At 56.9% G+C, this 15,764-nt stretch carries 28 protein-coding genes; all 28 read right to left on the bottom strand.

Annotated features, from left to right (window positions below; genetic code table 11):
- Nucleotides 1–23: 23 nt before the first annotated feature.
- Nucleotides 24–449 (bottom strand): 50S ribosomal protein L17, encoded by a 426-nt coding sequence (locus tag GC177_01360; GenBank protein ID MBI1274602.1) that lies wholly within the window; start codon nt 447–449, stop codon nt 24–26.
- Between the two features lie 43 nt (nt 450–492).
- The gene (locus GC177_01355; protein ID MBI1274601.1) at nt 493–1,515 is read right to left on the bottom strand and encodes a DNA-directed RNA polymerase subunit alpha; all 1,023 of its coding nucleotides are present in this window, start codon (nt 1,513–1,515) and stop codon (nt 493–495) included.
- 49 nt (nt 1,516–1,564) lie between these two features.
- Nucleotides 1,565–1,960 (bottom strand): 30S ribosomal protein S11, encoded by a 396-nt coding sequence (gene rpsK / locus GC177_01350; protein ID MBI1274600.1) that lies wholly within the window; start codon nt 1,958–1,960, stop codon nt 1,565–1,567.
- 23 nt (nt 1,961–1,983) lie between these two features.
- The gene (gene rpsM, locus GC177_01345) at nt 1,984–2,361 is read right to left on the bottom strand and encodes a 30S ribosomal protein S13 (GenBank protein MBI1274599.1); all 378 of its coding nucleotides are present in this window, start codon (nt 2,359–2,361) and stop codon (nt 1,984–1,986) included.
- 247 nt (nt 2,362–2,608) lie between these two features.
- A complete protein-coding gene (locus GC177_01340; GenBank protein MBI1274598.1) occupies nt 2,609–3,271 on the bottom strand; it encodes an adenylate kinase in 663 nt (220 codons plus the stop codon).
- Nucleotides 3,268–4,617 carry a preprotein translocase subunit SecY gene (secY, locus tag GC177_01335; GenBank protein MBI1274597.1) on the bottom strand — a complete coding sequence of 450 codons (1,350 nt, stop codon included), beginning with the start codon at nt 4,615–4,617 and terminating at the stop codon, nt 3,268–3,270. The genes GC177_01340 and secY overlap by 4 nt, the downstream gene beginning before the upstream one ends.
- 170 nt (nt 4,618–4,787) lie before the next feature.
- Nucleotides 4,788–5,264 (bottom strand): 50S ribosomal protein L15, encoded by a 477-nt coding sequence (locus GC177_01330; protein MBI1274596.1) that lies wholly within the window; start codon nt 5,262–5,264, stop codon nt 4,788–4,790.
- Between the two features lie 26 nt (nt 5,265–5,290).
- On the bottom strand, nt 5,291–5,461 hold the full coding sequence (gene rpmD, locus GC177_01325) for a 50S ribosomal protein L30 (protein ID MBI1274595.1): 171 nt from the start codon (nt 5,459–5,461) through the stop codon (nt 5,291–5,293).
- Nucleotides 5,462–5,703: 242 nt separating this feature from the next.
- On the bottom strand, nt 5,704–6,291 hold the full coding sequence (locus tag GC177_01320; protein ID MBI1274594.1) for a 30S ribosomal protein S5: 588 nt from the start codon (nt 6,289–6,291) through the stop codon (nt 5,704–5,706).
- Between the two features lie 14 nt (nt 6,292–6,305).
- A complete protein-coding gene (locus GC177_01315; protein MBI1274593.1) occupies nt 6,306–6,668 on the bottom strand; it encodes a 50S ribosomal protein L18 in 363 nt (120 codons plus the stop codon).
- Nucleotides 6,669–6,675: 7 nt separating this feature from the next.
- Nucleotides 6,676–7,209, bottom strand: coding sequence for a 50S ribosomal protein L6 (locus GC177_01310; GenBank protein ID MBI1274592.1), 534 nt, complete (start codon nt 7,207–7,209; stop codon nt 6,676–6,678).
- 12 nt (nt 7,210–7,221) lie between these two features.
- Nucleotides 7,222–7,617: a 30S ribosomal protein S8 gene (rpsH, locus tag GC177_01305; protein MBI1274591.1), complete on the bottom strand. Its 396-nt coding sequence runs from the start codon at nt 7,615–7,617 to the stop codon at nt 7,222–7,224.
- A 34-nt stretch (nt 7,618–7,651) separates the two neighbouring features.
- Complete coding sequence (rpsN, locus tag GC177_01300) at nt 7,652–7,957, bottom strand: 30S ribosomal protein S14 (GenBank protein MBI1274590.1); 306 nt, start codon at nt 7,955–7,957, stop codon at nt 7,652–7,654.
- 12 nt (nt 7,958–7,969) lie between these two features.
- A complete protein-coding gene (rplE, locus tag GC177_01295) occupies nt 7,970–8,551 on the bottom strand; it encodes a 50S ribosomal protein L5 (GenBank protein ID MBI1274589.1) in 582 nt (193 codons plus the stop codon).
- Between the two features lie 17 nt (nt 8,552–8,568).
- A complete protein-coding gene (locus tag GC177_01290; protein MBI1274588.1) occupies nt 8,569–8,886 on the bottom strand; it encodes a 50S ribosomal protein L24 in 318 nt (105 codons plus the stop codon).
- Between the two features lie 2 nt (nt 8,887–8,888).
- Nucleotides 8,889–9,257 (bottom strand): 50S ribosomal protein L14, encoded by a 369-nt coding sequence (gene rplN / locus GC177_01285; protein MBI1274587.1) that lies wholly within the window; start codon nt 9,255–9,257, stop codon nt 8,889–8,891.
- 33 nt (nt 9,258–9,290) lie between these two features.
- Nucleotides 9,291–9,560: a 30S ribosomal protein S17 gene (gene rpsQ / locus GC177_01280; protein MBI1274586.1), complete on the bottom strand. Its 270-nt coding sequence runs from the start codon at nt 9,558–9,560 to the stop codon at nt 9,291–9,293.
- 9 nt (nt 9,561–9,569) lie between these two features.
- Entirely contained in the window at nt 9,570–9,761 is a 192-nt protein-coding gene (locus GC177_01275) for a 50S ribosomal protein L29 (GenBank protein ID MBI1274585.1), read from the bottom strand.
- Between the two features lies 1 nt (nt 9,762).
- A complete protein-coding gene (gene rplP / locus GC177_01270; protein MBI1274584.1) occupies nt 9,763–10,185 on the bottom strand; it encodes a 50S ribosomal protein L16 in 423 nt (140 codons plus the stop codon).
- 11 nt (nt 10,186–10,196) lie between these two features.
- On the bottom strand, nt 10,197–10,877 hold the full coding sequence (gene rpsC, locus GC177_01265; protein MBI1274583.1) for a 30S ribosomal protein S3: 681 nt from the start codon (nt 10,875–10,877) through the stop codon (nt 10,197–10,199).
- Nucleotides 10,877–11,260: a 50S ribosomal protein L22 gene (locus GC177_01260; protein ID MBI1274582.1), complete on the bottom strand. Its 384-nt coding sequence runs from the start codon at nt 11,258–11,260 to the stop codon at nt 10,877–10,879. Before GC177_01260 ends, rpsC begins: the two co-directional genes overlap by 1 nt.
- 11 nt (nt 11,261–11,271) lie before the next feature.
- Complete coding sequence (gene rpsS, locus GC177_01255) at nt 11,272–11,550, bottom strand: 30S ribosomal protein S19 (protein ID MBI1274581.1); 279 nt, start codon at nt 11,548–11,550, stop codon at nt 11,272–11,274.
- Between the two features lie 2 nt (nt 11,551–11,552).
- A complete protein-coding gene (rplB, locus tag GC177_01250) occupies nt 11,553–12,386 on the bottom strand; it encodes a 50S ribosomal protein L2 (protein ID MBI1274580.1) in 834 nt (277 codons plus the stop codon).
- A gap of 2 nt (nt 12,387–12,388) precedes the next feature.
- Nucleotides 12,389–12,685: a 50S ribosomal protein L23 gene (locus GC177_01245; protein MBI1274579.1), complete on the bottom strand. Its 297-nt coding sequence runs from the start codon at nt 12,683–12,685 to the stop codon at nt 12,389–12,391.
- Nucleotides 12,682–13,302: a 50S ribosomal protein L4 gene (rplD, locus tag GC177_01240; protein ID MBI1274578.1), complete on the bottom strand. Its 621-nt coding sequence runs from the start codon at nt 13,300–13,302 to the stop codon at nt 12,682–12,684. Before rplD ends, GC177_01245 begins: the two co-directional genes overlap by 4 nt.
- Nucleotides 13,303–13,304: 2 nt before the next feature.
- Nucleotides 13,305–14,087 (bottom strand): 50S ribosomal protein L3, encoded by a 783-nt coding sequence (locus GC177_01235; protein MBI1274577.1) that lies wholly within the window; start codon nt 14,085–14,087, stop codon nt 13,305–13,307.
- Nucleotides 14,084–14,410 (bottom strand): 30S ribosomal protein S10, encoded by a 327-nt coding sequence (gene rpsJ, locus GC177_01230; protein MBI1274576.1) that lies wholly within the window; start codon nt 14,408–14,410, stop codon nt 14,084–14,086. The genes GC177_01235 and rpsJ overlap by 4 nt, the downstream gene beginning before the upstream one ends.
- Before the next feature lie 163 nt (nt 14,411–14,573).
- Nucleotides 14,574–15,764 carry an elongation factor Tu gene (gene tuf, locus GC177_01225; GenBank protein ID MBI1274575.1) on the bottom strand — a complete coding sequence of 397 codons (1,191 nt, stop codon included), beginning with the start codon at nt 15,762–15,764 and terminating at the stop codon, nt 14,574–14,576.

The following is a 15,764-nucleotide window of genomic DNA, read 5'->3' as shown; positions in this document are numbered from 1 at the left end:
TGAGTTGGAATCATCGCCGTGGCTTATGCAGCGGCGGTTTCTTCCGTTTCCTGCACCTGAACGGGGCCGGAATCCTGGCCGCGGGCGGCTTCGTTGCGGTCCACGAATTCGATGATGGCCATGGCGGCATTGTCACCATGACGGAAACCCGCTTTCATGATGCGGATGTAACCGCCCTGGCGGGCTTTGTAACGCTCAGCGATTTCGCTGAAGAGCTTGCCGACGGTCTGCTCGTTGTTGGTCAGGGACAGAGCCTGACGGCGGGCATGCAGGCCGCCTTTCTTGCCGAGCGTCACCAGCTTCTCCACATAGGGGCGAAGTTCCTTGGCTTTCGGCAAGGTGGTCACGATTTGTTCGTGCTTCACCAGGGCGTCTGCCATATTGGCAAACAGCTGATGGCGGTGGGCCGTGGTGCGGCCGAGTTTGCGTCCTGCTACATTATGGCGCATGGTAGTCTTTCCTTCTTTTAGGCCCTTTTCTCAGGCCTTTGGCTTATGCGTAGGGGTCTTCAAATTTCTTGGCGAGTTCTTCGATGTTCTCCGGCGGCCAGCTGTCCAGCTGCATGCCGAAGCGCAGGTTCATGGAGCCGAGAACTTCCTTGATTTCGTTCAATGACTTGCGGCCGAAGTTCGGGGTTTTCAGCATTTCGGCCTCGGTTTTTTGAACCAGGTCGCCAATATAAACGATGTTGTCGTTTTTCAGGCAGTTTGCCGAACGTACGGAAAGCTCCAGCTCGTCCACCTTTTTCAGGAGGTACGGGTTGATGGACGGGGAATCGCTCTCGGCGCCACGGCTCGGGGCTTCGTCCTTCAGGTCGAAATTGATGAACAGCGTCAGCTGGTCCTGGATGATTTTGGCGGCGAAGGCCAGGGCATCTTCCGGGGAAACGGTGCCGTTGGTCTCGACTTCCAGGGTCAGTTTGTCATAGTCGGTCACCTGGCCAACGCGGGCGTTTTCTACTTTGTAGGTCACGCGCTTGACGGGGCTGAAAAGGGAATCAACCGGGATAACGCCGATCGGGGCATCTTCCTGGCGGTTCTGGTAAGCAGGCAGGTAGCCTTTGCCAACGCCGATGGTCAGGTCCACATTCAGCTTGGCGCCTTTGTCGAGGTGGCAGATCACCATGTCCTTGTTAATGATTTCCAGATCGGCCGGGCATTGAATCATGGCGGCGGTCACCACGCAGGGGCCCTCGGCGCGGATGCTGGCCTTGGAACCTTCCGAACGGTGGGAACGGATGGCCAGTTGCTTGATGTTGAGGATGATGTCGGTCACGTCTTCGCGCACGCCTTCAACGGAGCTGAACTCGTGCAGAACGCCTTCGATCTTCACGCTGGTGACGGCCGCACCCTGAAGGGAAGAAAGCAGCACGCGGCGAAGCGCGTTGCCAAGGGTCGTGCCGAAGCCACGCTCAAGCGGTTCAGCCTGGAAGGTGGCGTGCAGCTTGCCATCTTTGGTTTTCTGCACATCGAGCTTGGTCGGCTTAATCAATTCTTTCCAGTTGCGGCTGATCACGGATGGAACCTCTTGGTGATGCGTTGGAGAAGGTCGAAAAAGGAGTTAATTACACGCGGCGACGCTTGGGAGCGCGGCAGCCATTGTGCGGAATCGGGGTGATGTCCTTGATGGCGGTGATGCTGTGACCGATGGCCTGCAGCGCGCGCAGCGCGGATTCACGGCCTGAACCGGGGCCCTTTACCAGCACGGAAACGGTCTGGAGGCCGTGTTCCTGAGCGGAGCGGCCGGCCTTCTCAGCAGCGACCTGCGCGGCATAGGGCGTGGATTTGCGGGAGCCTTTGAAACCATTGGCACCAGAAGAAGACCAGGAGATCACGTTGCCCTGAAGATCGGTGATCGTGATCATGGTGTTGTTGAAGCTCGCATTCACATGCGCCACACCGGTGGAGATGTTCTTCTTATCCTTACGCTTAACGCGAGCGGTGTTGTCTTTGCTGTTCATGGTTAAGACCTATGCTGAATCAATTACTTGGTGACTTTTTTCTTGCCGGCGATGGCGACCGCTTTGCCCTTGCGGGTGCGGGCGTTGCTGCTGGTGCGCTGACCGCGAACCGGCAGGCCGCGGCGATGACGCAGGCCACGGTAGCAGCCAAGGTCCATCAGACGCTTGATGTTCATGGCCACCATGCGGCGGACATCCCCTTCCACCATGTAGTCGCGGTCGATGATTTCGCGCAGTTTGATGACCTCACCCTCGGTCAGGTCCTTCACGCGCTTGTCGGCGCTGATGGCTGCTTTGCCAAGAATCTCATGGGATTTGGCAAGGCCAATGCCATGAATGTAGGTGAGCGCGATTTCAACGCGTTTTTGGGTCGGAATGTTTACACCGGCAATACGTGCCACAGATAATCTCCATATTCTGTTTGCTAACCCTAGCATTTCCGCCACGCGCGGCGCGGCTGGAGGCACGGGTGCACCCTTTAAAGAGGGTGCATCATAGGAAGAAAGTTCGCCTTGTCAACGATTCTTTAGGGGTTTTTTATGGTTTTTCACATGCGGGCTTTTCACGGGATTTTTCGCCCGGAAAGGCCGTTGCCCCAGTCCCATTTGGCATTCGCGCCGCCATTTGCTGAAAAGCGGCGGATTTCCTTTAAATGCGACTCGGCTGGGACATGATGATTTTGCGGATGGAGGCGGTGACGTCTTCCATGGGGGCCATGCCGTCCACGGAAACCAGCAGCCCCTTTTTCTTATAGTAAGGGAGCAACGGAGCCGTCTGCGCATGGTAGGCCTTCAGGCGCTTGGCAACGGTCTCGGCATTGTCGTCCGCCCGGCGGGAGAACTCGGCGCTACCGCAGGCATCGCATATGCCCGATGCCTTGGTCGGCTTGAAATGATCATGATAGCCTGCCCCGCATTTGGCGCAGCTGAAACGGCCTGAAATACGGTCCACCAGGATTTTATCGTCCACGGCCAGTTCAATGACGAAATCGAGGGATTTCTTTTCCTTCGCAAGCATCTCATCCAGCGCGGCAGCCTGCCCTTCCGTGCGGGGAAAGCCATCAAGCGTGAAGCCGTTGCCGCAATCGGGCTTCTGGATGCGCGCGCGGATCATGTCGATCATGATGTCGTCGGGCACCAGTTCGCCGCGGCTCATGATGGCCTGAAGCTTGGAACCGATGGCAGAGCCGCTGGCCACCTCCGCCCGCAGCATGTCGCCGGTGGAGAGCTTGGCCATGCCGTAATGCTCGGTCAGCATGTCCGCCTGGGTGCCTTTGCCCGCACCCGGAGGGCCTAGCAGAATGATGTTCACGCTTTCTGCCTCTTGGTGACAAGGCGGGATTTTTTGATGAGCCCCTCATACTGATGGGCGAACATGTGCGACTGGATTTGCGTCACCGTGTCGATGGTGACATTGACCACGATCAGAAGACTGGTGCCGCCCAGATAGAAAGGCACGGAATATTTGGCGATCAGCACCTCGGGAATTACGCAGACGATGGAAATATACGCCGCGCCGATCACCGTCAGGCGGGTGAGTACGTAATCCAGGTAATCCGCGGTGTTCTGGCCGGGGCGGATGCCAGGTACGAAACCGCCGTTTTTCTTGAGGTTTTCCGCCGTATCCTTGGGGTTGAACACCACGGCCGTGTAGAAGAAGCAGAAGAACACAATGGCTGCCACATACAACAGAATGTAAAGCGGCTGGCCATGGCCCAGATGGGCGGAGACCGCGCGCAGCCATTCCGGCCCCTTGCCCGCGTTGAAGTTGGCGATGGTGAGCGGGAACAGCAGCAGCGAACCGGCAAAAATCGGCGGAATCACGCCTGCGGTGTTCAGCTTCAGCGGCAGGTGCGTGGCTTCGCCACCGGTCATTTTATTGCCAATCTGGCGTTTCGGGTATTGCACCAGGATGCGGCGCTGGGCGCGCTCCACAAACACGATCAGGATGATCAGGCCGGCAGCCAGCGCAAGCACGGCCAGCACCAGCTCAATCGGAAAAGCCCCTCGCCTGCCGAGTTCGAACATGTTGCCGAGCGCGTTGGGAAGGTTGGCCACGATACCGGTGAAAATGATGAGCGACGTGCCGTTGCCGATGCCGCGCGAGGTGATTTGCTCACCCAGCCAGAGCAGGAACATGGTGCCGCCGCAGAGCGTAATGGCGGTGGTGACGCGGAAGAACAACCCCGCATCCATCACCAGCGGCCCGCTGGCGCCCTGCATGCCTTCCAGTCCGACAGAGATGCCGTAGCCCTGCACCAGAGCCAACATGACGGCGAAATAACGTGTATACTGGTTGATTTTGCGTCTTCCTACTTCGCCTTCCTTCTTCATCTGCTCCAGGCTTTTGAAGACACCGGTCATCAATTGCATAACAATGGAGGCGGTAATGTAGGGCATGACGTTGAGGGCAAAGATGGTCATACGCTGAAGCGCGCCACCGGCGAGCATGTTGAACATGCCGAGAACACCCTGGGAATGCTGGCTGAACACCTCTTTCAGCACCACGGGATCGATGCCGGGAAGCGGAATGTAGGTGCCGATGCGGTAAACGATGAGGGCGCCAAGTACAAACCAGAGGCGGTTCTTGAGTTCGGTGGCCTTGGCAAAACTGCCCATGCTGAAATTTCGTGCCAGTTTCTCGGCGGCGGATGCCATTCTTTTCTCCGTCATGAATAGGCGTATGGGCATTACCCCATGAAACGCCGAAATGTTGTAGTGGCTCTAACCCGCCATCACAATAGATTTTGTAATGGTGAGCAAAAGATAGGCCAAAAAAAAATGGCTTCCAAGAACTGGAAGCCATTTTCTGGTCAGTCATTCATCGGTTAAGCAGCTTTTTCAGCCTTGGCCGGAACTTCAACGGAACCGCCAGCTTTTTTCACCGCTTCGATGGCAGCAGCGGAAGCCGCGTCGATTTTCAGCGTGATTTTGTCGTTCAGCTTGCCTTTGGCGAGCAGTTTAACGCCATCAAGCTTACGGCGGATGATGCCTTTTTCGACGAGCGCGTCGCTGGTGACGGTTTCACCGGCTTTCAGCTTGCCGCTGTCGATGAAGCGCTGGATGTCAGCCAGGTTGATCACGGCGTATTCCACCGGGTTCATGCTGGTGAAGCCGCGCTTCGGCAGACGACGGTACAGCGGCATCTGGCCGCCTTCAAAGCCTTTGATGGCCACGCCGGTACGAGATTTCTGGCCTTTTACGCCGCGTCCGCCGGTTTTGCCTTTGCCGCTACCGATACCGCGACCGACGCGGATTTTGCCTTTGCGGGCGCCGGGGTTATCGGCCAGTTGATTCAAACGCATGGATTCCTCCTAAAGTGGGGTGGCAGTTAGCCGACCACCTTCACCAGATGTTGCAGTTTCGCGATCATGCCACGAACGGCAGGTGTATCCTGAAGTTCGTTTTCACGATGCAGTTTGTTGAGGCCGAGGCCGATCAGCGTGGCGCGCTGGTCCTGGGTGCGGCCAATGGGGCTTGCAACCTGGCGCACCTTGATCATTTTGCCACCGGCAGCCTTGTAAGCGGCCGTTTTTGCCTTGGCTACGCGCACAGGCTTGTTGGATGCCTTGGCGGGTTTGGCTTTGGCCGGAGCGGCTTTTTTAGCAGCAGGCGCAGCCTTGGGGGCAGCGGCTTTTGCTTCATCCTTCGGGGCAGCCGCTTTTTTAGCGGGGGCCTTTTTGGTTTCGGTTGCCTTCGGGGCAGCTTCTTTTGCCGGAGTCATGACCTATATCCTTCGTGCCACTATGCTTGTTGGGCTTCTTGTTCAACGGCGGCTTCATCCACGGCCTTACCGAATGCGGTTTCGCGACGGCCGATGATTTCACCGATTTTCTTACCGCGTTTGCCGGCGATGGCACGCGGGGAGCGCACGTCCTGCAGGGCATGAAAGGTTGCCTTGATCAGGTTGTGCGGGTTGGAAGAACCGGTCGATTTGGCTACCACGTCCTGAATGCCGAGGGCTTCGAACACAGCGCGCATCGGGCCGCCGGCGATGATGCCCGTACCGGCCGGGGCCGAACGCATCACGATTTTACCGGAGCCGTAGTGGCCGCGGATATCATGGTGAATGGTGCGACCTTCGCGCAGCGGCACGCGAATCATGGTGCGTTTGGCGGAGTCGGTCGCTTTCTTCACGGCATCGGGCACCTCTTTGGCTTTGCCGGTGCCGAAACCGACACGGCCTTTGCCATCACCCACCACCACGAGAGCGGCGAAGCCGAAACGACGGCCACCTTTCACCACTTTAGCTACACGATTTACCGCAACCAAGCGGTCGATCATGTCGCTTTCCTCGCGAGCGGGACGCTCTTTACCACCGGGACGAGCCATATTCTTTATCCTTCCTAGAATTTCAAGCCGTGTTCACGAGCCGCTTCGGCCAGAGCCTTCACGCGGCCGTGATAGTTGTAACCACCACGGTCGAATGCAACATTTTCCACTTTCGCCTTCTTGGCGCGCTCGGCGATCAGTTTGCCGACTGCGGCCGCTGCGTCCTTGTTGCCGCCGTTTTTCACAGCAGAAGCAAGTTCCTTATCCAGCGAGGAAGCGGATACGATGGTTTTACCTTCGGCATCATCGATGATCTGGGCATAGATGTGCTGGTTGGAACGGAAAACGCTCAGACGCTTGCGCTCGCCCAGGGTTTGCTTCACCCGGTAGCGGACACGGCGTTGGCGACGTTCAAAAAGATTTGCTGCGTGCGTCATATCCAACCTACTTCTTCTTGCCTTCTTTCATATTGATATATTCGCCATCGTAGCGAACACCCTTGCCTTTGTAAGGCTCCGGCGGACGCAGCGAGCGAATTTCAGCGGCAATCTGGCCGACTTTCTCTTTGTCGGAACCGGAAATCACCAGCGTGGTCGGCTTTTCGGCCACGATCTTGATACCCTGAGGAATGCCGAAGCGTACTTCATGGCTGTAACCAAGCGTAAGGTTCAGGATATCGCCCTGAACGGCGGCACGGTAACCCACGCCAAGAATTTCCAGGCGCTTTTCGTATCCTTTGCTGACACCCTGAACCAGGTTGTTGACGATGGCGCGGCTCATGCCCCACATGGCGCGGGCTTCGCGGCTTTCGTCAGCCGGTTTCACGGTCAGTTTTTTATCCGCGAACTCGACTTTCACCAGGCGGTGCAGCTTCGTGTTCAGTTTACCCAGCTTGCCGGACACATTCAGGTCCTGGCCGGAAAGCTCGACATTGACCCCTTCGGGTACTTCAATTGGCAGTTTACCAAGGCGTGACATGATGAGCTCTCCTTAGAATACGCTGCAGAGAACTTCGCCGCCGACATTCTGCACACGGGCCTGGTAGTCGGACATCACACCTTTGGAGGTGGACACGACACAGATGCCAAGGCCGTTGTGGATGCGGGGCAGTTCGCTGGCGCCATAATACATGCGGCTGCCCGGCTTGGACAGGCGGGTGATGCGGCTGATCACCGGTTCGCCATCGTGATATTTCAGGTCGATCACGATGTTGCGCTTGTTATCTTGTTCTTCCACGCGGAAGTCGCGGATGTAGCCTTCGTCTTTCAGCACGTTCAGCACGTTGATGGACAGTTTGGAGCTCGGGGCTTCCACCACTGCCAGTTTGGCGCGCTGACCATTGCGAACACGCGAAAGCATATCGGCTAATGGATCGGACATGGTCATGTTATTACATTCCTTTTGTTATTGATGTAAGCGCTTACCAGCTGGCTTTGATGACACCTGGCAGTTCGCCTCGGGATGCCAGATCGCGGAGCGCAATACGCGACATGCGCAGCTTGCGATAAAACCCGCGGGGGCGGCCCGATAGCTCGCAGCGGTTGCGCACGCGGTTTTTAGCACTGTTGCGCGGCAATTCTGCAAGTTTCACCTGAGCGGCAAAACGGTCTTCGAATGAGGTCTGCTTATCCATGATGGTGGCTTTAAGCGCTTTACGGCGTGCCAGAAACTGTTTGGACAGTTTCACGCGGCGCTTGTTTTTTTCCATCGAGCTGAGCTTGGCCATGTCGAATCCTAATTAAGCTGCTTTGTTTTGTTTAATAAAGGGAAAGCCGAAACCTTCAAGAAGATCTTTCGCTTCCTTGTCGGTGGCGGCGGTGGTGCAGAAGGTAATGTCCATACCACGCACTTTTTCCACTTTGTCGTAATTGATCTCCGGGAACACGATGTGTTCCTTGAGACCGAGGGTGTAATTGCCCTGCCCGTCGAAGCTGCGATCCGAAATACCACGGAAGTCGCGGATACGGGGCATGGCCATCGTCACCAGGCGGTCCATGAATTCATACATTTGTGCGCCGCGCAGCGTGACTTTGGCACCGATGGGCAGACCTTCGCGGATTTTGAAGCCGGCGATGGCCTTCTTGGCGCGGGTGATGACCGGCTTCTGACCGGCAATCAGGCCCAGCTCGTTGGCTGCGGCTTCCACGGATTTGGAGCTGGCCACGCCGTCACGGCCTACGCCCATGTTGATGACCACTTTGGTCATTTTGGGCATTTGCATCACGTTCTGGTAATTGTACTTCTTCTGCATCTCCGGACGGATGGTGCTGTTGTACAGTTCCTTGAAACGCGGCGTGTAATTTTCTTGCTTAGCGGCCATACGGCTCTCCTAACCTTCTACTTGTCGAGTACTTCGCCAGAATCCTTGGCGAAGCGTACTTTGCGGCCATCCCCCAGGAGCTTGAAACCAACGCGGGTCGGTTTGTCGCTTTTGGGATCGACGATCGCGATGTTGGAAATCTGCAGCGGGGCTTCTTTCTCAATAATGCCACCAGCGGACAGCATGGACGGCTTGGTGTGACGCTTGATGCGATTCACACCGGCAACCACCACGCGGTTTTCGGTCGGCAGAACCTTGACGACTTCGCCACGCTTGCCTTTGTCGCGGCCGGTCAGAACCTGAACCCGATCGCCCTTTTTAATCTTAGCGGCCATGATTACAGCACCTCCGGAGCCAGCGAGATGATTTTGGTGAATTTCTTGGCGCGGAGCTCGCGGGTCACCGGGCCGAAGATACGGGTGCCGATCGGCTCGCCCTGCTTGTTGATGAGCACGGCGGCGTTGCGGTCAAAACGGATGGCGGTGCCGTCGATGCGGTTCACTTCCTTTTTGGTGCGAACCACCACGGCGCGGTACACATCGCCTTTTTTCACCTTGCCCCGCGGAATGGCATCCTTGATGGACACGACGATGATGTCGCCCACCGATGCAACGCGGCGCTTGGAACCACCCAGCACCTTGATGCACATCACGCTGCGAGCGCCGGTATTGTCGGCTACATCGAGGCGGGTTTGCATTTGAATCATGACTTACTCCAGTACAAGCTTTTCAGGCTCTAATTACTTTTTCTTCGGCTTAGGCTGTGCTGCTTCGGCCGCTTGTTCATACACCACGTGCCAGCGCTTCAGGCGGGAAATCGGCGCGCTTTCAATGATGCGCACGTCATCGCCCTTCTTGAAACGGTTTTCCGGATCATGGGCATGGTATTTCTTCGAAAGACGGATCGTCTTGTGATAGATGGGGTGCTTGATCTGGCGCTCCACGCTGACCACGACGGTCTTGTCGTTGGCATCGCTCACCACTACACCTTGTAATAGACGCTTTGGCATCGTTAACCCCTAGGCTTTCTTTTTCTCGTTGATCACGGTCAGTATCCTGGCCGCATCACGACGCACCTGACGGGCGCGCACCGTGTTTTTCAGTTCACCGGAGGCAGCCTGGAAACGCAGGTTGAACGCCTCTTTACGCAATTGCTTCAAAAGGTCAAGCAATTGGTCGGCAGTTTTGGTACGAAGTTCCTGAGCTTCCATCTTACACCTCACCGGTATGAATGCGGCTGATGAATTTGGTCTTCACCGGCAGCTTGGCGGAAGCGAGCTCAAACGCCTCGCGGGCGATCTCTTCGCTAACACCTTCAAGTTCAAACAAAATACGGCCAGCTTTAACACGAGCTGCCCAATATTCCGGCGTACCCTTACCGCTACCCATGCGCACTTCGGCGGGCTTTTGGGAAATGGGAACATCCGGAAAAATACGGATCCAGAGACGGCCGACGCGCTTCATGTGGCGGCTGATCGTGCGGCGGCAAGCCTCGATCTGGCGCGCGGTGATGCGCTCGGTTTCCATGGCTTTGAGGCCGTAGGAGCCGAAATTCAGAGCGGAACCGCCTTTGGCCAGGCCGTGAATGCGGCCTTTATGGGCTTTGCGGTATTTGGTGCGTTTTGGCTGTAACATGACTCAGTTTCCTATTGGCGCAGCGATTGCTGTTCAAAGGCTTTGCGTTCTTGCGCCATCGGGTCATGGCCGAAGATCTCACCTTTGTAGATCCAGACCTTTACCCCAATGGTGCCGTAGGTGGTTTCAGCGCGGGCGGTGCCGTAGTCAATGTCGGCGCGCAGCGTGTGCAGCGGAACCTGACCTTCACGGTACCATTCCAGGCGGGCGATCTCAGCACCAGCCAGACGGCCGGAGCAGTTCACGCGAATCCCTTTGGCGCCCAGACGCATAGCAGACTGGGTGGCGCGCTTCATAGCGCGACGGAAGGAAACGCGACGCTCGAGCTGTTGAGCAATGGATTCGGCCACCAGGGTCGCATCCAGCTCAGGCTTGCGCACTTCCACGATGTTCAGGTGAACTTCGTTTTTGGTGAACTTGCCGAGGTCCTTCTTGATCTTGTCGATATCGGCGCCTTTTTTGCCGATCACCACACCCGGACGGGCGGAGTGGATCGTCACCACGGCCTTTTTGGACGTGCGCTCGATCACGACGCGGGCAACACCGGCACTTTTGAGGTGCTTTTTGATGTAGCCCTTCATTTTCAGATCCTCATGGAGAGAATCCGCGTATTCACGGTCAGCGAACCAGCGGGAATCCGCGGTGCGGTTGATACCGATGCGCAAGCCAATGGGATTGACCTTCTGACCCATTATGCCGTCTCCTCTTTCACTTCGCGGACCACGATGGTCATGTTGCTGAATGGCTTAAGAATGCGTGCACCACGGCCACGGGCGCGAGCGTGGAAACGCTTCATCACCAGGGCTTTGCCAACGTAAGCTTCGGAAACAATCAGGTTATCCACGTCGAGATTGTGATTGTTTTCAGCGTTGGCAACTGCGGACTGCAGCAGTTTTTTGACGTCGCTGGCTGCGTGCTTTTGCAGGAAGGTGAGCTGGGCCAGCGCGTTGCTTACATGCATGCCGCGGATCATCTGCGCCACAAGGTTGAGCTTGCGGGGACTGATGCGGTTCATGTTCAGCACGGCGCGCGCTTCATTAGCGGCCAGGCTGCGGGGTGTTGCTTGTTTACCCATCGCGTTTCTCCTTACTTGCGCACGGCTTTTTTGTCACCGCCGTGGCCATGGAAGGTACGCGTGGGTGAAAACTCACCCAGCTTGTGCCCAACCATTTCCTCGGTCACGAGGACGGGAACAAATTTTTGACCGTTATACACGCCGAACGTCACGCCCACGAATTGCGGGAGGATGGTCGAACGGCGCGACCAGGTTTTAACAACCGTGTTTTTACCCGAACTACGTACGGTTTCTGCCTTCTTCAGCAGATAACCATCAACAAACGGGCCTTTCCAAACCGAGCGAGGCATACTTAACCCTTCAGACCATGGCGGTTGCGAACAATATACTTACGGGTGGACTTATTGGTACGCGTCTTGTTACCTTTGGTCCCTTTACCCCAGGGCGTCACCGGATGGCGACCACCGGAGGTGCGGCCTTCACCGCCACCATGCGGGTGATCGACCGGGTTCATGGCCACGCCGCGCACCGTCGGGCGAACGCCCAGCCAGCGGCTGCGACCAGCCTTGCCCCATACTTCGTTCTGGTTGTCCGGGTTGGACACGGCGCCAATGCTTGCGTAGCATTCGCCGCGTACCGTGCGGAGCTCGCCGGAGCGAAGTTTCAGCATCACATAACCGGCATCTTTACCGGCCACTTGAGCATAAGCGCCGGCAGCGCGGGCCATTTGGCCGCCTTTGCCGATTTTCAGCTCAACGTTATGAACCAAGGTGCCCACCGGAATGCGCTGCAGCGGCAAAGCATTGCCCGGCTTGATGTCGGCATCGTTACCGGCCATCACTTTGTCGCCAATGGCAAGGCGCTGCGGGGCCAGAATATAGGCCTGCTCGCCATCCTTATAGGTTACCAGGGCGATGAAAGCGGTACGGTTGGGATCGTATTCAATGCGCTCCACCGTGCCTTCCACATCGCGCTTGGCGCGCTTGAAATCCACCAGACGGTAACGCTGCTTGTGACCGCCACCGATATGGCGCGTGGTGATACGGCCATTGTTGTTGCGGCCGCCGGTTTTGCGCTTACCTTCGGTCAGTTCTTTTACCGGAGCCCCTTTCCACAGTTCGGCGCGGTCGATGAGGACCAGCTGACGCTGCGCGGGGGTGGTTGGGTTGTATTGCTTCAAGGCCATGGTTAGACTCCCACTGCCATATCAATGGTTTGACCTTCCTGGAGCGTGATGATCGCCTTTTTGCGATCGCTGCGCTTGCCAAGACGGCCACGGAAACGCTTGGTTTTACCTTGCGTGCGGATGGTATTGACGGATTCGACCTTCACTTTGAAGAGCTCTTCCACCGCTTTTTTGATTTCCGGCTTGGAAGCATCGATAGATACTTCAAACACCACCTTGTTTTCCGCGGACAGGACCGTGGATTTCTCGGTGATCACCGGGCGACGAACAATGTCGTATGCTTTGAGCAGGCTCATTATTGCAGCCTTTCTTCAAGAAGTTGCACGGCCTCTTTGGTCAGCACCAGGTTGTCATGGCGCAGGATGTCGTAGACGTTGGCGCCGATCTGGGGCAACACGTCAACGGAAACCAGGTTGGCAACGGATTTTTTGAAGCCTTCGTTCACCGCATTGCCATCCACGAAGAGAACAGAGGAAACGCCCAGCTGGGTCAGCTTCTGCTTCATTTCGGCGGTTTTCGGCTTGTCGAAGCTCAGGCTGTCAACAATCATCAGTTCACCGGCGGCGGCTTTCACGGACAGGGCCGTCTTCAGCGCCAGTTTGCGGACTTTTTTCGGCAGATCGATGGCATGGGAACGCACAACCGGACCAAAAATCGTGGCACCGCCGCGGAACTGAGCGGAACGGAGCGAACCCTGACGGGCGCGGCCACCACCTTTTTGCTTAAACGGCTTAGCTTTACGGCCGCTGATTTCGCTGATGGTCTTGGTCTTGTGGGTGCCTTGACGAGCCTTGGCGCGCTGGTATTCCACCATGCGCTGCAGGATGTCGGCACGCTCAGGCAGACCGAAAACGGCATCATTCAGCTCGATTTCGCCAGCGGCTTTGTTCTCTAGGGTAACAACCTTGACTTTCATGGTTATTCACCTTTCCCTTCGCTGTCAGCCGGGGCTGCGGCTTCCGCCGGAGCTTCGGTCGACTCGTTTTTCACTTCCTCAGCCTTGGCTTCAGCAGCTTTGGCGGATTCATTTTTCTTAAGCTGTGCGGGGTACGGCGCATTGCCAGGCAGCGCGCGCTTTACAGCGTCCTTCACCACCAGCAGCGTACCTTCGGCACCCGGAACGGAACCGCGCACCACGATCAGGCCGCGTTCGTCATCCGTGGAAACCACGCGCAGGTTTTGCTGCGTGATGATTTCGTTGCCATAATGGCCGGCCATTTTCTTGCCTTTGAAGGTACGGCCCGGATCCTGACGCTGACCGGTAGAACCGTGCGAGCGGTGGGAGATGGATACGCCGTGGCTGGCTTCAAGACCGCGGAAATTGTGACGCTTCATAACGCCCGCAAAACCCCGACCTTTGATGATGCCCTGCACGTCAATATATTGACCGGGAGCGAAATGGCTCGGGAGGATTTCGGCACCAACCGGCAGAACCGCGTTCTCGCTGACCGTGAAGGTCACGAGGCGGGTTTTCGGCTCGACACCGGCTTTAGCGAAATGACCACGCAGCGCTTTGCTGGTATTTTTCGCTTTGGCCTTGCCAACGCCAACCTGCACCTGGAACTTGCCAGAAACGGCTTCCTTGCCGGCTTGCACCACCTGGGCGCTCTCAACCTGGAGAAGCGTCACGGGGATGTGCTCACCCTTTTCATTGAATACGCGGGTCATGCCCAGCTTTTTTGCGATCAGACCGGTCCTCATGCTGCGACTCCACCAGCAAGCTTGATTTCAACCGCAACACCGGCAGCCAGGTCGAGCTTCATCAGCGCGTCCACGGTCTGTGGGGTCGGGTTAACAATATCAATGAGACGCTTATGGGTACGGATCTCGAACTGCTCGCGTGACTTTTTGTCAATGTGAGGAGAGCGGTTGACCGTGAAGCGTTGAATGTTGCGCGGCAGCGGGATCGGGCCACGAACCTGGGCTCCCGTGCGCTTAGCCGTATTGACAATCTGTGACGTGGACTGATCCAGCACACGATGGTCAAAGGCTTTAAGCCGAATACGAATACGTTGGCCTTCCATACTTTCCTCTTCACGCTTTCAAACAGCGGGTAGTGTTAGGCGGTAGTGTCGCCCTGCCATTTTCCCCTGAGTTATCCTAGGGATTTCCTCAGGGGGTAGCGGCAGGGCGCGTAGACATAGCAGAAAAAATCGGTCGTTCAACCAAAATTTAGCGTTTTTTTATTTACGCCGCGATTTTGGACACGACGCCTGCGCCGACGGTGCGGCCGCCTTCGCGGATGGCGAAGCGGAGGCCTTCATCCATGGCGATCGGAGCGATCAGCTCGACCGAGATACGGATGTTGTCGCCAGGCATGACCATCTCCGTGCCAGCCGGAAGCGTCACGGTGCCCGTCACGTCGGTGGTGCGGAAGTAGAACTGCGGACGGTAGTTGTTGAAGAACGGCGTATGACGGCCACCTTCTTCTTTCGTCAGCACGTAAACTTCGGCTTCGAACTTGGTGTGCGGCTTGATGGTGCCCGGCTTGGCCAGAACCTGACCGCGCATCACTTCCTCACGCTTCGTACCGCGGAGCAGAATGCCCACGTTGTCGCCAGCGCGGCCTTCGTCCAGCAGTTTGCGGAACATTTCAACGCCCGTGCAGGTCGTTTTGATGGTGTCTTGCAGACCGACGATCTCGATCTCCTCGCCCACTTTCACGATGCCCTGCTCAACGCGGCCGGTAACCACCGTACCGCGGCCGGCGATGGAGAATACGTCCTCAATCGGCATCAGGAACGGCTTGTCCAGAACGCGCTCAGGCTGCGGGATGTATGCATCCACTTCAGCCATCAGCTTCAGGATGGCGTTCTCGCCCAGATCCGGGTTCTTGTCTTCCAGAGCGCACAGCGCGGAACCGCGAACGATGGGGATCTTGTCGCCGGGGAACTGGTAGGAAGACAGAAGTTCGCGAACTTCCAGCTCAACCAGATCCAGCAGCTCAGGATCGTCCACCATGTCGGCCTTGTTCAGGAACACAACGATAGCAGGGACGCCAACCTGGCGGGCCAGAAGAATGTGCTCGCGCGTCTGCGGCATCGGGCCGTCAGCAGCGGACACAACCAAAATCGCGCCATCCATCTGAGCCGCACCGGTGATCATGTTCTTCACATAATCCGCGTGGCCAGGGCAATCCACGTGAGCATAGTGACGGTTGGCCGTCTCATATTCAACGTGAGCCGTCGAAATCGTAATACCACGGGCCTTCTCTTCCGGCGCCTTGTCAATCTCATCATAGGCCGTGTATTTCGCACCGCCAGCCTTGGCCAGCGTCTTCGTAATCGCAGCCGTCAACGACGTCTTGCCATGGTCAACGTGACCAATCGTCCCAATGTTTACGTGCGGCTTATTCCGCTCAAACTTCTCTTTTGACAT

Source organism: bacterium, assembly GCA_016124905.1.
Classification (GTDB): domain Bacteria; phylum Pseudomonadota; class Alphaproteobacteria; order Rickettsiales; family RI-342; genus RI-342.
The sequence above is the reverse complement of the archived record's forward strand: the minus strand, read 5'-3'. Positions and strand labels throughout refer to the sequence as shown.